This window comes from Falsiroseomonas sp., from assembly GCF_051860665.1.
GTDB lineage: Bacteria > Pseudomonadota > Alphaproteobacteria > Acetobacterales > Acetobacteraceae > Falsiroseomonas.
On record NZ_JBHYDM010000019.1, the window covers coordinates 55,632 to 75,552 of the forward strand.

Sequence of the window (19,921 nt, forward strand, 5' to 3'; positions counted from 1 at the left end):
ATGTGATCCGCGGCACCCCTCCGCGATCCTCCGGCACGGTTCTAGCCTGATCCGAGAGGTGGAGGTGCGAATGGCCGAGACAGCTAAGCCCCAGGCGCCGCAGCCGCTGGAGGACCGGGACCTGGACCGCGTCACCGGCGGCGATCGGGAAGGCGGCGAGATCTCCGATCCCATGACCGAGATGATGGAGCTGATCCAGGACATCCAGGAGAAGCTGGCGGAGATGGAGCAGGAACGGAACAACCCCGCGAACGAGGTCACCCGCCCCTGATCAGCGCCGCCCTGCCAGCGCCATCAGCACCCGCTCCGGCGTCGCCGGCAGGTCCAGCCCCTCCACCCCGATCGCATCCTTCAGCGCATTCGCCACGCTGATCGCGAGCAGCAGCGGCGGCTCCCCCACCGCCTTGGAGCGGAAGATGGTTTCGGACCGCGCCGGCGCGCCTTCCAGCAGCCGCACGTTGAACACCGGCGGCACGTCGCGAGAACCCGGGATCTTGTAGGTGGAGGGGCCCACCGTCCGCAGCCGGCCCGCAGAATCCCACCACAGCTCCTCGCAGGTCAGCCAGCCCATGCCCTGCACGAAGGCGCCTTCGATCTGGCCGCGATCCACCGCCGGATTCAGGCTGCGGCCGCAATCCTGCACGATGTCGGTGCGCAGGCAGCGATGCTCGCCGGTCAGCGTATCCACGATCACCTCGGACACGGCGGCACCATAGGAGAAGTAGAAGAAGGGCTTGCCGCGCATGGTCGCGCGATCCCAGTGGATATCCGGCGTGCGGTAGAAGCCGGTGGAGGACAGCGAGACCCGTTCCAGGAAGCAGAGTTTTGCGAGTTCGCCGAATTCGAGGAAGCGGTTGCCGCCCACCTGTTCGGCCCAGACGCGATTGTCCGCGAAGACCACCGCCTCCACCGGAATGCCGAAGCGCCTGGCCGCCACCTCCGCCATGCGGCCCTTGATGGTCTCCGCCGCATTGTGCGCGGCCCAGCCATTCAGGTCGCTGCCGGTGCTGGCGGCGGTGGGCGCGGTGTTCGGCACCTCGGCCGTGCTGGTCGCGGTGATGGCGATGCGGTCGAGGTCGACGCCAAAGACGTCGCAGACCACCTGCGCCACCTTCACGAAGAGCCCCTGCCCCATCTCCGTGCCGCCATGGTTCAGCCGGATCGAGCCATCCGAATAGACATGCACCAGCGCGCCGGCCTGGTTCAGGTGCATCACGCCGAAGGAGATGCCGAAGGCCAGCACCATGGAGCCGAGGCCGCGCCGCAGCGTGGGATGCGTCGCGTTGAAGGCCGCGATCTCGCCGCGCCGCCGGTCCCAGTCGCTGTCCTGCCGGGCCTCCGCCCAGACGCGGGCGATCAGGTCGCCCTCGACCTTCTGGCCATAGGGCGTCTCCTCCCCCTTGCCCGGCGCGCCAAGGAAGTTCCGGGCGCGCACCTCCTCCGGCGGCAGGCCGCAGGCGGCGGCGATGCGGTGCACCACATCCTCCATCAGCAGCGCGCCCTGCGGCCCGCCGAAGCCGCGGAAGGCGGTGTGGGAGACGGTGTTGGTCTTCACCGCGCAGGCGGTCAGTGCCACATCGGCCACGTCGCAGCAGTTCAGCGCATGGGTGACGGCGCGGAAGACGACGCCGGGCGACATGTCGACGGACCAGCCGCCATCCGCCGCCAGCAGCGCCTGCAGCCCCAGCACGCGGCCCTGGTCATCGAAACCCGCGGTCCAGCGATAGAGGAAGGGATGGCGCTTGCCGGTGGCGATCATATCCGCCCGCCGCGACAGCCGCAGTTTTACGGGTCGCTCGGTGTGCCGTGCGGCCAGCGCCGCGGCGGCGGCAACCCAGCTCGCATTGCTCTCCTTGCCGCCAAAGCCGCCGCCCATGCGCCGGCAGGTGACGGTGACGCCGTTGCAGGCGCCACCGAGCACGCGGGCCACCACATGCTGCACCTCGGAGGGATGCTGGGTGGAGGAGAGCACGGCGATCTCGCCATCCTCGCCCGGCGTCGCGATCGCGATCTGGCCTTCCAGGTAGAAATGCTCCTGGCCGCCGGCGCGGAATTCCGCCTCCATCCGGCGTGGGGCCGCGGCGATGGCGGCAGCGGCATCGCCGCGCGCCAGCAGCTGGGGCGGCACCACATACTGCTCGCGCTCCAGCGCGGCCTCGATGCTCAGCACCGGCTCCAGCGGCGTGATCTCGGCGCGCACCGCGGCGGCGGCGCGCAGCGCCGCGTCGCGGCTGGTGGCAACCACCATGGCCAGCGGCTGGCCGGCGAATTCCACCAGGGGGTCGGCAAACAGCGGCTCGCCGGCGCCGGAGGCCGCGATGTCGTTCTCGCCTGGAATGTCGCGCGGGCCGAGGACGGCGACGACGCCGGGCATGGCCAGGGCAGCGGCCGTGTCGAGTGCCACCAGCGTGCCATGCGCGACGGGCGAGAGCACCAGCACGGCATGCAGCGTGCCGGCGGCCTCCGCCGCGTCATCGGCGAAGCGCGCCTCGCCGGTCGTGTGCTTCAGCGCGCTGTCATGCCGCAGCGCGGCGCCCATGCCCTTCATGGCGCATAGTCCGCGACATCGAGGGCGAGGTCCGGCTGCGCGGCCCGCAGATGCAGCCGCCGCAACAGCCCCTGCGCCACCATCAGCCGGTAGGCCGCGCTGCCGCGCCAGTCGGATTGGGGCGCGATATCCTCGGCCAGCGCCTCCGCCGCCGCAGCCAGGGCCGCCGCATCCAGCCGGCGCCCGAGCAGCGCCGCCTCCGCCCTGGGCGCCCGCGCCGCCATCGGGCCGACGCCGCCGAAGGCGAGGACGGCCTCCGCCACCCGTTCCCCCTCCAGCCGAAGCCGGAAGGCGGCGCCGACCGTCGCGATATCCTGGTCATGCCGCTTGCTGACCTTCTCGCAGACAAACAGGTCCCCCGGCGCCGGCCGCGGCAGGGTGACGGAGACCACCACTTCGTCCGGCGCCAGGTCGTTCGCGCGGTAGCCCCTGAGAAAATCCTTCACCGGCAGCACGCGGCTGCCGCGGACGGAGGCCAGCGTCACCTGTGCCCCCAGCGCCAGCAGCGGCGGCAGCGCATCGCCGATGGGGGAGGCCGTGCCGAGATTGCCGCCCAGCGTGCCGAGGCCGCGGATCTGCCGCGACCCCAGCCGCGCCAGCAGCGCGGCAAAGGGCGCGAAGCCCGGCTCCTGCCGGAACAGCGCCAGAAGCCGGGCATAGGCGACGGCGGCGCCAGCCTCGATGGCCTCCGGCCCCGCCCGCAGCGCGTGCAATTCCGGCACGCCCAGCAGGCAGATCACCTCGGCCGGCCTTTCCCGATGGTCGGAGACGCGCAGGCCGAGATCCGTGCCGCCGGCCAGCAGCCAGGCCTTCGGATGCGCCGCCCGCAGCGCCAGCAGCTCCTCCAGCGCCGCCGGCCGATGAAACACCTGTCCCGGCGCCTCGAAGCGCGCGGCTTCGGGCGCGGGCAGCTCCGGCGCCGCGGCACCGTCATCGGCGAGTTGCGAAAAAACCTCGAGGATCGGCCGGTAGCCGGTGCAACGGCAGAGGTTGCCGGCGAGGGCTTCATGCACCTCCCCGCCCTGGCGGGCGAAGGCCCAGGCCGTCAGGACGATGCCGGGCGTGCAGAAACCGCATTGGGTGCCGTCGCTCTCGGCCATGGCGCGCTGGATCGGGTGCGGCCCGCCATCCGCGCCGCGCAGCCCCTCCACCGTGCGGATCGCGCAGCCGTGCATCTGGCCGAGCAGCGCCAGGCAGGCGTTGATGGGCGTGCGGCCGCCATCCGCGTCCTCCAGCACCACGGTGCAGGCGCCGCAATCGCCCTCCGCGCAGCCTTCCTTGGTCCCGGGCAACGCCGCCGGCCCGCGCAGCCAGTCGAGCAGCGAGGTGGTGGGGGAGGTGCCGGGCGGCAGGCTGACCGGCCGCCCGTTCAGGACAAAGGCGATGGAGCTGGCATTCATGCCCGGAGGATAAGCAAAAGCCGGGCCTCACGCCTACTCGGGCGGCGCCTCCCCCAGCAGCCGCGCGGCCAGGGCCACCAGCCCGCGCAGCGGCACCGGCAGCCAGGCCGGGCGATTGGCCAGTTCATAGCCCACCTCGTAGCCCGCCTTCTCCAGCAGGAAGAGGTCGAGCGCCGAGGCCGCGCCGGGCGCCACCGGCCCCGCCTCGGCCTCCCAGGTCGCGTCATAGGCGGCCAGGAAGGCCGCCGCCGCCGCCTGCCGCCAGCGGGCGATCAGCGCGGCGCGGCGCGGCGTCGGCGCGGCCGTCGCGGTGCCGGAGTCCTCCGTCGCGGCGGCCACCGCGGCGGCATAGTCCAGGCTCCGCAGCAGGCCGGCCACGTCCCGCAGCGCGCTGGACTTGGCCCGCCGCGCATCCAGCGGCCGCGCCGGCTCGCCCTCGAAGTCCAGGATCACCGCATCACCGGGCGCGACCAGCACCTGGCCCAGGTGGAAGTCGCCATGGATGCGGGTGGCGGTCAGGCCCGCGGGCGCCGGCGGAGTCTTGCGGATCTGCGCCAGCAAGGCGTCCTTGCGCTCCAGCAGCCAGGCGGCCAGCGGGGCCGCCTCACCCTCCAGCGCGGTGCGGCCCAGCTGGTCCAGGCTGCGGGTCAGCATCTCCTCCGTCTGCGCCACCCAGGCCTGCATCATCGCCGGGTCGGCGGGCTCCGGCGCGAAGTCCGGATCCTCGGAGGGCCGCGCCAGCACCAGGTGCAGCTGCGCCAGGCGCCGGCCGATGGCTTCCGCCAAGGGAAGGTAGCCGGCCAAAGGGTCCTCGGGCTCGGCCTCCGTCAGGGCGGCGTCGTCCACCGTCCGGGCGAGCCAGTCCAGCGTCCAGCCCCAGGCATCGCCCTGGTTCCGGCTGAAGGCCTGCAGCACCATCAGCGTATGCGGCTGGCCATCCGGCCCGCGGCGAACCACCTCCCCCAGCAGGGCGGGCGTGCCGGGATAGCCGGAGGCGGTGAGATGGCGCGCCATCTCGGCCTCCGGGTGCCGGCCCGGCAGCACCCGGCGGAACAGCTTCAGCACCACCGCCTCGCCGATGATCACGGTGGAATTGGACTGCTCGACGCCGAGCCGCCGCACCTCCGGCACCTCGGGCAGCGCCATCTCGCGCAGCGCCTCGGTCGCCGTGAAATGCAAGGTGCCCTGCGGCGTCTCCAGCGTCGTGCCGGCGCGGCAGGCGGCCAGCATGGCACGGACGAAACCGTCCACCGCCATGGCATCCGTCAGCAGGCCGACGCGCGGGCCCTGGCGCAGCCGGGCCAAGGCGAGCTGGCCGGCCGGCAGGCTTTCCTCCTCCACCCCGATGCGCGCCAGCGGCAGCGACCAGCGATTGCCATCGGCGGATTCGATTTCCGCCAGGATCATCAGCGGCGCGGTGTGGAAGGGCACCGCATAGGCGAATTTCGGCGGTGCGGTCATCGCCTGGTCCTTGGCGCCGAACCAGCGGCGGCGGCGCAGCCATTCGGGCAGCACCTCGCGCTCCAGCACCCGGCGCGCCTCCTCGATCAGCGCCTGCGCGCTGCCCGCCTTCATGTCGGCCGGCGCCACCAGCGTGCGCAACTCCGGCAGCGGTTCCGGGGCCGGGCTGTGCCAGGGCGGCAGCTGTGCGCCTTCGGCCAGCAGGAACCAGAAGAAACCATAGGGCGGCAGGGTCAGCGGATAGCTGGCGCCACCGATCGGGGGGAAGGTGGTGCCGCCCAGCATCTCCACCGGCACGCGGCCCGCCATGGAAGACAGGTCCAGCTCCACGGCCTGTGCCGCACGGGACAAGTTGAAGACGCAGAGCACGACATCGCCCTCATGCTCGCGCAGATAGGCCAGCACCTTGCGATTGCCGGGATAGAGCAGCCGCATGGCGCCGCGGCCGAAGGCGCGGGATCGGCGGCGCACCGCCAGCACGCGCCGCGTCCAGTTCAGCAGGCTATGCGCGTCGCGGGACTGCGTTTCGACATTGATGGCCTGGTAGCCATACATCGGGTCCTGGATGGTCGGCAGCACCAGCGCCGCGGGATCGACGCGGGAGAAGCCGCCATTGCGGTCCGGCGACCATTGCATCGGCGTGCGCACGCCATCGCGGTCGCGCAGGAAGACATTGTCGCCCATGCCGATCTCGTCGCCGTAATAGATCACCGGCGTGCCGGGCATCGACAGCAGCAGCCCGTTCATCAGCTCGATGCGCCGGCGGTCATTCTCCATCAGCGGCGAGAGGCGGCGGCGGATGCCGAGGTTGATGCGCGCCCGCCTGTCCGCGGCATAGACGGACCAGAGCGTATCCCGCTCGGAATCCGTCACCATCTCGAGCGTCAGCTCGTCATGGTTGCGCAGGAACACCGCCCATTGGCAGCCCTCCGGAATCTCCGGGGTCTGGCGCAGGATATCGGTGATCGGGAAGCGGTCCTCCTGCGCCACGGACATGTACATGCGTGGCATCAGGGGGAAGTGGAAGCACATGTGGCATTCGTCGCCAGCGCCGAAATATTCCTGCACATCCTCCGGCCACTGGTTCGCTTCCGCCAGCAGCATGCGGTTCGGGTAGCGATCCTCCAGCGCCGCGCGGATGCGCTTCAGGATGGTATGCGTCTCGGGCAGGTTCTCGTTGTTGGTGCCGTCGCGCTCGACCAGATAGGGCACGGCGTCCAGCCGCAGCCCGTCCACGCCCAGGTCGAGCCAGAAGCGCATCACCCGCAGCACCGCCTCCAGCACCCGCGGGTTGTCGAAGTTCAGGTCGGGCTGGTGGCTGTAGAAGCGGTGCCAGTAGTAGGACTTCGCCACCGGGTCCCAGGCCCAGTTCGATTTCTCGGTATCCAGGAAGATGATGCGGGTGCCGTCGTAGCGGTTGGGGTCGTCCGACCAGACGTAGAAGTCGCGCTGCCAGGACCCCGGCGGGGCGTTGCGGGCGCGCTGGAACCAGGGGTGCTCGTCGCTGGTGTGGTTGATCACCAGCTCCGTGATCACCTTCAGGCCGCGCGCATGGGCTTCCCGCACCAGGCGGCGGAAATCCGCCAGCTTGCCGTAGTCCGGATGCACGCCGGTGTATTCGCTGATGTCATAGCCATCGTCGCGCCGCGGCGAGGGATAGAAGGGCAGCAGCCAGATGGCATCCGCGCCAAGGCCGGCCACGTGGTCCAGCCGCGAGATCAGCCCGGCGAAATCGCCGATGCCGTCGTCATTGCCATCCATGAAGGATTTCGGGTGCAGCTGGTAGATCACGGAATCGCGCCACCACTGGGCCTCAAGCTCGGCCCGTGGCGCCTCCGCCCCGGGCAACATCTCGCGGCCCAGGCCCGGCTCCGCCGTGCCGGACTGTCCCATCGCCTGAGCCTTGGTGATCGCTCCGTCAGCCATGCTTGTCCCCTCGGTCAAGCCTGCGGAACGCGACGGAGGCCGCGCCGTTCCGCCTGCGGCGCCGATACGTCACCAAACCGGCGCCAATGCGCCGCCATCCGCCGGCCCTGGCCCATCAACCCAGGATTACAACGATGTCAATTGTCGCCAAATCCCAGCCAACGTCTTGGGAATGCGACACGCCCGGCGTGTGCCAGGCACGGCCGCCGCGCCGGTCTCAGCTATTGGGAAAGCCGATGAAGACGTAGCCGACCTGGCGGATGGTGATGATGCAGCGCTCCCCCAACTCGGGGGCCAGCTTCTGGCGCAGGTGCAGCACCGCATTGTCCACCGCCCGGTCCCCCGGCCGCCAGGCGCGGCGGAAGACCTGCTGGGTCAGCGCCTCACGGGTCTGCACCTCACCCGGCATGGCGGCCAGCACCGCGAGCAGGTCGAACTCCGCCCCGGTCAGCTCCAGCAGGCTGCCATCGGGCCGCACCAAGCGGCGTTCCACCGGCTGCAGGCGCCAGCGGTCGCGGCGCGGCGGCGGCGCGACATTGCCGGGGCGGCGGATCCGCGCCCGCAGACGCGCCACCAGCTCGCGGCCCGAGACTGGCTTCACCAGGAAATCGTCGGCGCCGAGCTCAAGCCCCAGCACGCGGTCCGTCTCCTCCCGATTGCCGGTGACGATCAGGATCGGCGCCTCCGTCCGCGCCCGCAATTCCGGCAGATGCGGCAGCGTATCCACAGGGCCGAGGCGCTGGTCCAGGATGATCGCATCCAGCCGATGCGTCTCGACGATCGCGACCGCGGCGGCGAAGGAATTGGCGACGATGGTGCGCAGGCCGTAGCGCGCCAGATAGGCGGCCATCTCGTCCGTCAGTTCCCGCTCGTCATCCGCCAGCAGGACGAGCGGCACCAGGGCCTGGCCAAGCAGGGCCTGGTCCTCGGCACGCTTCTCCCGCTCCACGGCACCGGGCTGGGCGCGCATTGTCGCCAAGGTCATGCTGTGTCTCCCGGAGCGGGGCCTGTCCCCACAAATGGAGACATAAGTCGACGTTAACCTTTAGCCGAGGATACCCGCCGACGTCGAGCGCCACACGCAGCAATTGCGAGATTTCTTAATACCAAACGTGACAACACGCTGACGCGTTAACGTCTCATTCATCGGTTCGCCTTCCAGGGCGGTCAGGCTGCGTGGTGCCGCCCTGTGCCGGTCCGAGATGCAAGACGGAGCGACACGATGAACCTGCCGATCGGGCTTGGCGGCCCGCACCCAGCCCCCAGGCCGCGCCTGCCCGCTGGCGACCTGGCCCCCGATCTGTCGCCGGACCCGGACCCGGGTGCCGTGCTGCTGGTGGATGACGAGGGGGAGGTGCTGGAGGAGCTGGCCGGCGCCCTGGGCCGGCGCGGCCTGACCGTGCTCTCGGCCACCACCGCCGAGGCGGCGCTGGCGGTGCTGCGCTGCCGTCCGGATGTCGCCGCCCTGGTCACCGATATCCGCATGCCGGGGACCGATGGACTGGCGCTGGCCGAGGCCGCGCTGCGCGGCCGCAGCCAGGCGCAGGCGCTGGAGGTGGTGCTGGTCACCGGCTATGCCTCCGCCACCCATGGCATGGCGGCGGCGCGGCTCGGCGCCTTCGGCACGCTGCAGAAGCCGATGCGCGGCGCCGAGCTGGCCCGCATGGTGCGGGAGGCGCTGGAGCGCGCGGCGCTGCGCCGCGCCGCCGTGGCGCATGCGGATTGGGACGCGCCCTGCGCGGCGACGGCGGTGGACGCGGCGCCCGGCTGGCCCCTGCCGCTGCGGCTGGCCGGCACGCCGGAGGCGGGTTGGCCGCCGCGCCGCGCCAGCGGCACGATCCATGCCCCGATCGCCTGGACCCGCCGGCCGACCGCGGCGGAGCGGCTGACGCCGATCCCGGAGCCGCAGCCGCGCCACCTGCCGCCCGGCACCCCGCGGGCCGAGCCGGCCGGCTGGCCGCAGGAGGTGCCGCTGAGCCCCTGCCGCGCGGCGGAGGCGCTGCTGCGGACCCTGGCCCAGCGGCTGGATGCCGAGGGCCATGGCATAGAGGGCATCGCCCGCGACCTGCGCGGCCCGCTCGGCGACCTGCTGCGCGCCGCGCCGCGCCAGCCGCCCGCCCCGCGGGAGCCGCGGCGTCTGCTGCACCTGCTCGACGAGTTGATGGATATCGCGGCGCTGGAAGAAGGGGCGGCGCAGCCGCGCCGGGCGCCGGTCTCGGCGCAGGCGCTGCTGGAGCGGGCCGCGCGGGAGCTGGAGGCGCTGGGCCTGGACTGCGACCGGGGCCCGGTCCCCCCGGGGCAGGCCGCGCGCGCCTTCCTGCTGGACGATGCGCGGCTGGCCCGCGCCATGGCCCTGCTCGGCGGCACCACCCTCGGCGGGCCGGCCGGCGGCCGCGCCGGGCTGGCGGTGGAGGCCGCGGGCGGCCAGGTGCAGCTGCACCTGCTGATCCAGCAGGGCGCGCCCCCGCAGCCGGAGGCGGAGGCCGGGCGGCGCATGGCGATCGCCATCGCCCGGCGCCTGGTGACGCTGCAGGGCGGGCGGCTGGATGCCTGGGGGCTGCCGCAGGGCGGGCTGCGCGCCCGGATGCTGGTCCGCGCCAGCTGATCCGGCCTGCGGGCGGGGTGCCCAGCCGCCCCTCGCCCGCCAGGGCGCCCGCCGCCCCAGGGAGACCACCGCATGCTCGCCGAATCGCCCTTCCGCCGGGGCCCCCGCCGGGTGGCGCCGCGCAAGGCCGCAGGCCCGCCGGCGCCGCGGGCGCGGCTGCGGCGCGGCCTGGCGGCCCTGACCCTGGCGGCACTGCTGCTGACCCCGGCCTGCTGCCAATTCGGCGCCGGTGCGCGGGACCGTGATGGGGGCGGAACATCCGGCCCGGCGCGGAACCCGGGCGGGGGCCTGCCGTTCGCCCAGCACCTGCCGTGAAGCATCGAGGGAGCATGCCATGTCCGACGAGGACCTTATCCGCCAGCGCGCGCATGAGATCTGGGAGCGCGCCGGCCGGCCAGAGGGCCAGCACGAGGCGCATTGGGCCCGCGCCCGCCATGAGCTGGCGGAGGAAGCCGCCGCGCCGCCGCCCGCAACCAGCGCCAGCCCGGCGAAGGCGCCAGCCTCGGTGGCACCCGACAAGGCTGTGCCGGCGGCGGCCAAGCCGGCCCGGCCCAGGAAGACGGAAGCCGCGGCCGGGCGGAAGACCGGGCGCCGCTGAGCCGCGCCCCGGGCGGCGCCGTCAGTAGATGTCCGGCTCCGGCGTCGCCTCCCCCGCCTCCAGGAAGCGCAGGTCGCAGCCCTCATCCGCCTGGGTGACCTGGTCCAGATACATGGAGGTCCAGCCGCGCGCATAGCGGCGGGCGGGCGGCACCCATGCGGCCTGGCGACGCGCCAGCTCCGCCTCCTCCACCAGCAGGTCCAGCCGGCGGTTCGGCACATCCAGCCGGATCAGGTCGCCGTCGCGCACCAGGGCCAGCGGCCCGCCGACATGGCTCTCCGGCGCCACATGCAGCACGCAGGTGCCGTAGCTGGTGCCGGACATGCGGGCATCGGACAGCCGCACCATGTCCCGCACCCCCTGCTTCAGCAGTTTCTGCGGGATCGGCATCATGCCCCATTCGGGCATGCCGGGGCCGCCCTGGGGGCCGCCGGACTTCATCACCAGCACGCTGTCGGCCGTCACGTCGAGATCCGGATCGTCCAGGCGCTTCTTCAGGTCGGCATAGTTCTCGAAGACCACCGCGCGGCCGGTATGGCTCAGCAGCCGCGGATCGGCCGCGCTGGTCTTGATGACCGCGCCGCGCGGCGCGAGCGAGCCCTTCAGCACCGCAAGCCCGCCCTCCGCCTGTAGCGGATTGTCGAGCGGGCGGATGATGTCCTCGTTGAAGACATCCGCATCGGCGATGTCCTCGCCCAGCGTGGCGCCGGAGACGGTCTTCGCGCTGAGGTCCAGATGCGGCGAGAGCCGGTTCAGGAAGGCGCGCGACCCGCCGGCGGTGAAGAAATCCGCCATCAGCCAGGTATCGCCATTCGGCCGCAGATTGGCGATCAGCGGCACGCGGCGGCTGATCGCGTCGAAACGCTCGAGGTCCAGCTCCAACCCGGCGCGGCGGGCCATGGCGATGATGTGGATGATCGCATTGGTCGATCCGCCGAAGGCCATGGTGGCGGCCACCGCATTGTCGATGCTGCCCTGGCTCAGCAGTTTCGCGGGCGTCTCGTCCTGCCAGACCATGTCGACGATGCGACGGCCGGAATCGGTCGCCATGCGCGGATGCGCGGAATCGGCGGCTGGGATGGAGGAGGCGCCCGGAAGCGTCAGGCCCATGGCCTCCACCGCCAGCATCATGGTGGCCGCGGTGCCGGCGGTCATGCAGGTGCCGAAGGACCGCGCCATGCCGCCCTCCATGTCCTTCCACTGCGCCGGGGTGATGGTGCCGGCCCGCAGCTCCGCATGGTATTTCCAGGCGTCCGACCCCGAGCCCAGCGTCTTGCCGCGCCAGCTGCCGCTGTTCATCGGCCCGGCGGGGACGAAGATGAAGGGCAGGCCGGCCGAGAGCGCGCCCATCACCAGCCCCGGCGGCGTCTTGTCGCAGCCGCCCAGCAGCACCAGCCCGTCGCAGGGCTGGCTGCGCGCCAGCTCCTCCGTCTCCATCGCCAGCAGGTTCCGGTAGAGCATGCTGGTCGGCTTCATGTACTGCTCGGTCACCGGATGCGCCGGCAGTTCCACCGGGAAGCCACCCGCCTGCCAGACGCCGCGCTTCACCTCCTCCGCCCGCGTGCGGAAGTGGAAATGGCAGGGGCTGAGCTCCGACCAGGTATTGATGATGCCGATCACCGGCTTGCCGCGGAAATCGGACTCGGAAAAGCCCATCTGCAGCATGCGGGACCGGTGGCCGAAGGCGCGCAGGTCGTCCACGCCATACCAGCGATGGCTGCGCAGCTCCTCCGGCCGCTTGCGGGCGCCACCCCTCATGCCATCCGCCATGCGCTTCTTCCCCTGTGGGCAGGCTGCCCTACAAAACAATACTCTCGGCAATCTGCCAGTCGCGCGCTGGCACGAACAGCCCGGCGGCCTTCCGACGGGGTTCGGGCCCGCTTGACCATGCCCGCGCCGCCTTACAGTTTCGCGGCCTTGCATGCCGCCCGCCGGAGACATGATGGCCCTGTTGCTGCCGCGCCGCCCCCTGAAGGCGATGTTCATCCACCAGAACTTCCCGGGCCAATATGCCCACCTGGCCCCGGCCCTGGCGCAGCGGCAGGGCGTGCAGGTCTGGGGGGTGGGGGAGAAGCCGGGCTATAGCGCGCCAGGGGTCAACTACATCTCCTACGGCGCGCCGAAGGGTGCCGGGGATCAGACGCATCGCTACCTGCGCTCGCTGGAGGCCTCCACCCGGCGCGGCCAGCACATGGCCAACAAGCTGGTGCAGCTGCGCGACAAGGGGCTGCGGCCGGATATCATCGTCTGCCATCCCGGCTGGGGCGAGGGCCTGTTCCTGAAGGACGTCTTCCCGCAGGCGCGCACGCTCTACTACTGGGAATTCTACTACAACTCGACCGGCCAGGACCTCGGCTTCGACCCGCAGCAGCAGGTGGGCCTGGACGATGCGGCGCGCGTCCGCGTGCTGAACGCGACCCAGCTCATCTCCCTGCAGGCGGCCGATTGGGGCATCAGCCCGACCCGCTGGCAATGGAGCCGCTACCCCGCCTGGGCCCGCCGGCGCATCACCTGCCTGCATGAAGGCGTGGATACCGTGCGCTGCGCCCCCGATCCGCAGGCGGTGTTCCGCACGCCGGAGGGGCGCGAATTCCGCCGCGGCGACGAGGTGATCTCCTATGTCGGGCGCAACCTGGAGCCCTATCGCGGCTTCCCCAGCTTCATGCGCGCCCTGCCCCGGCTGCAGCGCGAACGCCCCGACCTGCACACCGTCATCGTCGGCGGCAATGAGATCTCCTACGGCCGCAAGCCGGAGGGGGCGGAGAACTGGAAGGCGAAGATGCTGGCGGAGCTGGAGGGGCAGCTCGATCTCTCCCGCATCCACTTCACCGGCCGCGTCGCGCATGACGACCTGCACGCCCTGTTCCGGGTGACGCGGGCGCATGTCTATCTCAGCTACCCCTTCGTGCTCTCCTGGTCGATGCTGGAGGCGATGGCCTGCGGCGCGCTGATCGTGGGCTCCGCCACCCCGCCGGTGGAGGAGGTGGTGGAGCACGGCCGCAATGGCCTGCTGGCGCCCTTCTTCGAGCCCGACACCCTGGCGAAGACGGTGCTGAAGGTGCTGGCGGATCCGGAGGGCCATGCGAAGCTGGCCGCCCAGGGCCGCGCCGATATCATCGCGCGCTACGACCTGCGCAGCATCTGCCTGCCGCGGCAGCTCGACCTGGTGGAGAAGCTTGCGGCGGGCGGGGAGCCGGAGCCGGAGCGGGAGGATTAGGTCGCGCTGCCCGCCTTCCCCTTGCCCCATTCAACCCGGAATCTGGCGGGCGACCCTGTCGGCCACCTTCCCGTGCGGCCTGGCTTGTATTAAGAAATCGCACGTCTCTCGAAACGTGGATCGGATAGGCCGGTGTCCAGAACTCTCTTTATTGAGACGAACGGGCCAGATGTTCCGCGCCGAGGACAACCGCAGGTCTGAGCCAGGAAGACAGGGGAGTGGTCGCCATGCCGGACGGGATCGGACCGCAAGCCGCCGAGATCCGCCGCGCCGGCAATGTCGAGGCGGTGCCCTTCGCCATCGACGGACCCCTGCTGGTCTCCGTCCGCCGCTTCGCCGATGCGCGCGGCGCCTTCGTCGAGACCTATTCGCGGCGCGACTTCGCAGCGATCGGCATCGCGGATGAATTCGTCCAGGACAACCAATCCATGTCGGTCGCCGTCGGCACCGTGCGCGGCCTGCATTTCCAGGTGAATCCGCATGCCCAGGGCAAGCTGGTGCGGGTGCTGCGCGGGCGGATCCTCGATGTGGCGGTGGATCTCCGCGCCGCCTCCCCCAGCTTCGGCCGGCATGTGGCGGCGGAGCTTTCGGCCGAGAATGGCCGGATGATCTGGGTGCCGCCCGGCTTCGCGCATGGCTTCGTGACGCGGGAGGCTGAGACCGAGGTGGCCTACAAGGTCACCGCCCTCTATGCGCCGGATTGCGACCGCTCGCTGGCCTGGGACGACCCGGCGCTCGGCATCGACTGGGGCCTGGCCGAGGTGGCGGCGACGCTCTCCGACAAGGATCGCCGCGCGCCCCGCCTGGCCGATCTCGGACCCGCCTTCTGATGCGCATCCTGGTCGCGGGCCGCGAGGGCCAGGTGGCGCAGGCGCTGCTGCGGCGCTTCGCCGGGCATGAGGTGGTGGCGCTGGAACCGCCGGCGCTGGACCTGACGGAGGAAGCCTCCATCGCCCGCGCCATGCGCGAGGCGGCGCCGGAGCTGGTGGTGAATGCCGCCGCCTATACCGCGGTGGACAGGGCGGAGGACCAGGAAGCCCTGGCCTTCGCCGTGAACCGCGACGGCGCCGCGCGGCTGGCCGCCGCCGCCGCCGCATGCGGGGCGCCCTTCGTGCATTTCTCCACCGACTATGTCTTCGACGGGCGGAAGGGCGCGCCCTATGTCGAGACCGACCCCCCCTCCCCCCTCGGCGTCTATGGCCGCAGCAAGGAGGAAGGGGAGCGTGCGGTGCTCGCCGCCAATCCGCGCAGCGTCATCCTCCGCACCGCCTGGGTCTGCAGCCCGGACGGCGCCAATTTCGTGAAGACCATGCTGCGCCTGGCGGCGGAGCGGGAGGAGCTGCGCGTGGTGGCGGACCAGCATGGCGCGCCGACCTTTGCCGCCGACCTGGCCGAGGCCGTGGCCCGCATGGCGCCCCGCCTGCTGGCGGCGCCGGCCGGCGATGCCGCCTTCGGCCTGTTCCACCTGACCGGCGCGCCCCATACCACCTGGCACGGCTTCACCGCCGAGATCCTGGACCAGGCGGCCCGGCGCGGGCACAAGCGGCCGGGACTTGCCGGGATCGCAACGAAGGATTACCCGACGCGGGCCGCCCGCCCGGCCGATGGGCGGCTCGACTGCAGCCGCATCGGCCAGGTGCATGGCATCCGGCCCGCGGATTGGCGCCAGTCGCTGGCGCAGTGCCTGGATGTGCTGGTCGGACCAGCAGGGGAGAATGGCGTATGAAGGGCATCGTGCTGGCTGGCGGATCGGGCACGCGCCTGCATCCGGCGACACTCGCCGTCTCGAAGCAGCTGCTGCCGGTCTTCGACAAGCCGATGGTCTACTACCCGCTCTCGGTCCTGATGCTGGCCGGGATCCGGGAGATCATGATCATCTCCACCCCGCATGACCTGCCGCTGTTCAAGCGCCTGCTGGGCGATGGCGCGCGCTGGGGCCTGAAGCTGGAATATGCCGAGCAGGACAAGCCGCGCGGCATCGCCCATGCCTTCGTCCTGGCCGAGGATTTCCTCGCCGGCGAACCCTCCGCCCTGGTGCTGGGGGACAACCTGTTCCATGGGCATGACCTGGAGGCCCGGCTGCGGGAAGCGCAGGACAATGCCGCCACGCAGGGTGCCACCGTCTTCGCCTATCGCGTGGCCGACCCGCACCGCTACGGCGTGGTGGAATTCGATGGCGAAAGCCGCGCGCTGACGATCGAGGAAAAGCCCACCCTGCCGCGCTCCGACTGGGCGGTGACGGGCCTCTATTTCTACGATGGCCGCGCCGCCGCGCTCGCCAAGGCGCTGGCCCCCTCGCCGCGCGGGGAACTCGAGATCACCGACCTCAACCGGGTCTATCTGGAGGAAGGCTCGCTGCGCGTTGTGCGCCTCGGCCGCGGCTATGCCTGGCTCGATACCGGCACGCATGACAGCCTGCTGGAGGCCGGCGAATTCGTCCGCGCCATCGAGAAGCGCACCGGCCAGAAGGTGGCGGCGCCTGAGGAAGTGGCCTGGCGCATGGGCTTCATCGATGGCGATGCACTTCGCGCCCTCGCCGCGCCGCTGCGCAACAGCGGCTATGGCACCTATCTGGAAGGCCTGCTGGCCCGCGAGGATTCATGACCGTGGAGGGCGACCAGGACGGCGGGGCGCTGGACCCGCAGGCGCAGGATCCAAAGTACCAGGCCCGGCAGGAACTGGCCGCCAGCGGCCTGATCGACGCCGCCTGGTATGTCGCCCAATACCCCGACGTCGCCCATGCCGGGGAGGATGCGGTCCAGCACTTCCTGCAGCAGGGCTGGGAACAGGGCCGCGCGCCCTGCTTCTACCTCGACCCGGGCTGGTACCTCTCGACCCATGCCGATGTGCGGGAGGCCGGCATCGACCCGGTGCTGCATTTCCTGCGGCATGGCGATGCCGAAGGCCGCCGCCCCGGCCCGCATTTCGACACCGCCTGGTACCGCAGCCGCAATGGCCTGGCGCCGGAGGAAGCAGCTCTCGCGCATTTCCTGCGCCACCGCGACTACGGCGCCAGCCCGATTCCGGAATTCGACGGCGAATTCTACCTCTCGACCTATCGCGACGTCGCCCGCGCCGGCGCCGATGCCTATCAGCACTACGTCACCCTGGGCTGGCAGGAGGAGCGCGAGCCGGCGCCCGATTTCGACCAGCGCTACTATGTCCAGCACCACATGGCGGGCCGGCTGACGGAAGCGCCGCTGCTGCACTGGCTGCGCCACCGCCACGATGCCGGCGTGCATCCGCGCATGCCGCAGGAAACGCCGACCATCCCGCGCGAGGTGCGCCGCAATACCCGCCCGGCCGAGGAATTCGAGGAAGTCCGCCCGCTGCCGGACGGCGCGCGGCCGCGGGCCAAGGTGCTGGCCTATTACCTGCCGCAGTTCCACGCGATCGCGGAGAATGACCGCTGGTGGGGCCGCGGCTTCACCGAATGGACCAACCTGCCACGCGCCCTGCCCCGCTTCGCCGGCCACTACCAGCCCCGGGTGCCGCGCGATCTCGGCCACTACAACCTGACCGACATGGAGGTGATGCGCCGGCAGATCGCCCTGGCCAAGCGCGGCGGCGTGCATGGCTGGATCTTCTACTGGTACAGCTTCAACGGCCACCGCCTGCTGGAAAAGCCGGTGGATGCCTTCCTCGCCGATCGCAGCCTGGACATGCCCTTCGCCCTGATGTGGGCGAACGAGAACTGGACCCGCCGCTGGGACGGCGCCGAGAACGACATCCTGATGGGCCAGGACTACCGGCCGGAGGATGAGCCGGAGCTGGTGGCCACCCTGGCGCGCCACTTCGCCGACCCGCGCTACATCCGCGTGCAGGGCCGCCCGGTGCTGATGGTCTACCGCGCCGGGCTGATCCCGGAGCCGAAGGAGATCGTCGACGGCTGGCGCAAGCGTTTCCGCGATTCCCATGGCGAGGACCCGGTCTTCGTCATGACCCAGTCCTTCGACGACATCGACCCCACCGAATTCGGCTTCGACGGCGCCATCGAATTCCCGCCGCACAAGCTGGCCAAGCGCTGCACCCCGATCAGCGCGCATCTCGACTACCTGGACCCCGACTTCACCGGCACGGTCTTCGCCTATGACGACGTGGTGCGCGTCTCGCTGGAGGAGCCGACGCCGGATTTCCCGCTGATCAAATGCGCCGTGCCGGGCTGGGACAACGACCCGCGCAAGCAGGGCCAGAACACCGTCATCATCCATGGCTCGAAGCCCGCCAGCTACGAGGCCTGGCTCTCCGAACTGGTGGAGCGCGCCGCCCGCGCGCCCTTCTTCGGCGAGCCGCTGGTCTGCGTGAATGCCTGGAACGAATGGTGCGAGGGGGCCTATCTCGAGCCCGACCTGCACTACGGCGGCGCCTTCCTGAACGCCACCGCCCGTGCCGTGGTCGGCGCCCGCGCGGCGGAGGCGCCGGGCCTGCTGGTCTGCGCCGCGGATGCGGAGGAGAGCGAGGCCGCCCGCCGGCTGATCGAGGCCAGCGCAGCGCTGCGCCGCGCCACCGGGCTCCGGCTCGATGTGCTGCTGCTCGCCGGCGGCCCGCTGGAGGAGGATTTCGGGCGCCTCGGCGCGCTCACGGTCGCCACCACGCTGGAAGAGGCGGAGGCGGCGCTTTCCACTGCCGCGGCCGATGGGCTGCGCAGCGCGCTGATGACCAGCGCCGCCGCAACCCGCCTGGCGGCGCGGGCCAAGGCGCGCGGCATCGCCGCCACCGTGCTGCTGCAGGAAATGCCCGGTGAGCTGCGCGCGAAGGACCAGCTGGCCGGCCTGCGCGGGGCGCTGCGCCATGCCGAGAGGGCGCTGCTGCCCGCCGAGGCGGTGCGGGAGGCCCTGGCCGCGGAACTCCCGGCCCTGGCGGAGACGCCGCTGCGGGTGCTGGAGCCCGGGCTCGCCTATCCCGCGCCGCGCGATGCCGCGGCCGGCGCCGCCTCCCGCGCCGATCTCGGCCTGGGGGAGGCCGATCGGCTGCTGCTCGGCGCCGGGCCGGGCGACCTGCGACATGGCTTCGACCTGTTCCTGCAGCTGTTCCGCCGCCTGCGGGCGCAGCAGCCGGCGCTGCAGGCGGTCTGGGTCGGCGCCATCGATCCCGGTCTGCGCATCTGGCTGGGCAGCGAGCTGGCCGCCGCGCGGGCCGAGGGGCTGCGCGTGGTGGAGCATATGCACGAGCCCGGCCCGCTCTTCGAGGCCGCGGACCTGCTGGCGCTGACGGCGCGGGAGGCGCCCTTCCCGCTGGTGGCGCAGCAGGCGCTGGCCGCCGGCCTGCCGCTGCTCGCCTTCGCCGGCGCCGGCGGGGCCGCCGCCCTGGCCGAGGCCTTTGGCGGCGCCGCCCTGCCGCTGGGCGATGTGGAGGCCATGGCCGCCGCCGCCGCCCGGCTGCTGGCCTCGCCCCGCGAGGAAGCCGCGCGCGCCGCCCGCAGCACCGCGGCGCTGGATCGCTTCGCCTTCGACCGCACCACCGCCACCCTGCGCGGCCTGCTGCTGCCGGACCTGCCGGACCTCTCCATCGTGGTGCCCGGCCAGGGCCGGGGCTTCATGCTCACCAGCCGGCTGGACGCCGTCTTCCGCCAGGACCTGCCGGTGCGGGAGGTGGTGCTGCTGGAGGATGCCGCGGATCCCCGCGTGGCGGAGGGCGCCCGTCTGGCCGCCGAGCGCTGGCAGCGCGAGCTGCGCATCGTGCCGGGCGCCGGCGGCGGCTGGGCCAGCATCGCCGCGGCGGCGCTGGCGGCGACGGAGGGGGCCTTCCTCTGGATCACCGACCCCGACCAGGCGCCGGGCGGCAATTTCCTGCGGCGTGCCCTGGCGGCCCTCGCCGCCGATCCGGCCGCCCCCTTCGCCGCGATCTCACCCCAGGCACCCGGGGCGGTGGTCTGGCGCCGATCGGCGCTGGAAGCGGCGCGGCTGGCGCCGGACCCGCTGGCCGATCCGGCGGGCCTCCTGCTGCCGGGCGTGGCCCTGCTTCGGCTGGCCCCGCTGGCCGCCGCCCCGCCCCGCGATACGGCTTCGCGGCAGCCGAGACCAGATCTCAGGGCTGGTGACGCCGCATGAAAACGCGCCGCATGCCCGGAAAACCGGCATGCGGCGCAATCTTCGAGGCCAGGCGTATGCAAAGCAATCCGCCGCCGCGCGCCTTCGCGCCATCGACACATTCTTAATTTCGCCCC

14 protein-coding genes are annotated in these 19,921 nt (G+C 71.9%); 9 read left to right on the forward strand and 5 right to left on the reverse strand.

The annotated features are described in order from the left end of the window. The first annotated feature begins 70 nt into the window (after positions 1-70). Positions 71-271 (forward strand): hypothetical protein, encoded by a 201-nt coding sequence (locus ACTIF1_RS17960; RefSeq protein WP_439597827.1) that lies wholly within the window; start codon positions 71-73, stop codon positions 269-271. Here the strand turns inward: ACTIF1_RS17960 and xdhB are convergent, their stop codons facing one another. The 4 genes from xdhB to ACTIF1_RS17980 form a co-directional block, all read right to left on the reverse strand. Further along, positions 272-2,548 (reverse strand): xanthine dehydrogenase molybdopterin binding subunit, encoded by a 2,277-nt coding sequence (gene xdhB / locus ACTIF1_RS17965; RefSeq protein WP_439597828.1) that lies wholly within the window; start codon positions 2,546-2,548, stop codon positions 272-274. Continuing rightward, the gene (locus tag ACTIF1_RS17970) at positions 2,545-3,948 is read right to left on the reverse strand and encodes an FAD binding domain-containing protein (RefSeq protein WP_439597829.1); all 1,404 of its coding nucleotides are present in this window, start codon (positions 3,946-3,948) and stop codon (positions 2,545-2,547) included. Before ACTIF1_RS17970 ends, xdhB begins: the two co-directional genes overlap by 4 nt. A 33-nt stretch (positions 3,949-3,981) precedes the next feature. Then, positions 3,982-7,260 carry a maltose alpha-D-glucosyltransferase gene (gene treS, locus ACTIF1_RS17975; protein WP_439597849.1) on the reverse strand — a complete coding sequence of 1,093 codons (3,279 nt, stop codon included), beginning with the start codon at positions 7,258-7,260 and terminating at the stop codon, positions 3,982-3,984. Between the two features lie 292 nt (positions 7,261-7,552). Continuing rightward, the gene (locus ACTIF1_RS17980) at positions 7,553-8,320 is read right to left on the reverse strand and encodes a response regulator transcription factor (RefSeq protein ID WP_439597830.1); all 768 of its coding nucleotides are present in this window, start codon (positions 8,318-8,320) and stop codon (positions 7,553-7,555) included. Between the two features lie 237 nt (positions 8,321-8,557). Here ACTIF1_RS17980 and ACTIF1_RS17985 point away from each other — a divergent pair, with 237 nt between their 5' ends. The 3 genes from ACTIF1_RS17985 (at position 8,558) to ACTIF1_RS17995 (ending at position 10,538) form a co-directional block, all read left to right on the forward strand. Next, the gene (locus tag ACTIF1_RS17985; protein ID WP_439597831.1) at positions 8,558-9,940 is read left to right on the forward strand and encodes a response regulator; all 1,383 of its coding nucleotides are present in this window, start codon (positions 8,558-8,560) and stop codon (positions 9,938-9,940) included. A gap of 72 nt (positions 9,941-10,012) precedes the next feature. Then, on the forward strand, positions 10,013-10,255 hold the full coding sequence (locus ACTIF1_RS17990; RefSeq protein WP_439597832.1) for a hypothetical protein: 243 nt from the start codon (positions 10,013-10,015) through the stop codon (positions 10,253-10,255). A 19-nt stretch (positions 10,256-10,274) separates the two neighbouring features. Then, complete coding sequence (locus tag ACTIF1_RS17995) at positions 10,275-10,538, forward strand: DUF2934 domain-containing protein (protein WP_439597833.1); 264 nt, start codon at positions 10,275-10,277, stop codon at positions 10,536-10,538. Between the two features lie 21 nt (positions 10,539-10,559). Here the strand turns inward: ACTIF1_RS17995 and araD are convergent, their stop codons facing one another. Next, positions 10,560-12,308, reverse strand: a complete 1,749-nt coding sequence (araD, locus tag ACTIF1_RS18000) for an L-arabinonate dehydratase (protein WP_439597834.1) — start codon at positions 12,306-12,308, stop codon at positions 10,560-10,562. Positions 12,309-12,459: 151 nt separating this feature from the next. Between araD and ACTIF1_RS18005 the strand changes: the two genes are divergently transcribed. The 5 genes from ACTIF1_RS18005 to ACTIF1_RS18025 all read left to right on the forward strand — a co-directional run bounded on the left by ACTIF1_RS18005 (position 12,460) and on the right by ACTIF1_RS18025 (position 19,805). Then, positions 12,460-13,755, forward strand: coding sequence for a glycosyltransferase family 4 protein (locus ACTIF1_RS18005; RefSeq protein ID WP_439597835.1), 1,296 nt, complete (start codon positions 12,460-12,462; stop codon positions 13,753-13,755). Between the two features lie 227 nt (positions 13,756-13,982). Further along, positions 13,983-14,585: a dTDP-4-dehydrorhamnose 3,5-epimerase gene (gene rfbC / locus ACTIF1_RS18010; RefSeq protein ID WP_439597836.1), complete on the forward strand. Its 603-nt coding sequence runs from the start codon at positions 13,983-13,985 to the stop codon at positions 14,583-14,585. Next, positions 14,585-15,481 (forward strand): dTDP-4-dehydrorhamnose reductase, encoded by an 897-nt coding sequence (gene rfbD / locus ACTIF1_RS18015; RefSeq protein WP_439597837.1) that lies wholly within the window; start codon positions 14,585-14,587, stop codon positions 15,479-15,481. The genes rfbC and rfbD overlap by 1 nt, the downstream gene beginning before the upstream one ends. After that, the gene (gene rfbA, locus ACTIF1_RS18020; RefSeq protein ID WP_439597838.1) at positions 15,478-16,359 is read left to right on the forward strand and encodes a glucose-1-phosphate thymidylyltransferase RfbA; all 882 of its coding nucleotides are present in this window, start codon (positions 15,478-15,480) and stop codon (positions 16,357-16,359) included. Before rfbD ends, rfbA begins: the two co-directional genes overlap by 4 nt. Further along, positions 16,356-19,805, forward strand: a complete 3,450-nt coding sequence (locus ACTIF1_RS18025; protein WP_439597839.1) for a glycosyltransferase WbsX family protein — start codon at positions 16,356-16,358, stop codon at positions 19,803-19,805. The genes rfbA and ACTIF1_RS18025 overlap by 4 nt, the downstream gene beginning before the upstream one ends. The last annotated feature ends 116 nt before the right edge of the window (positions 19,806-19,921 follow it).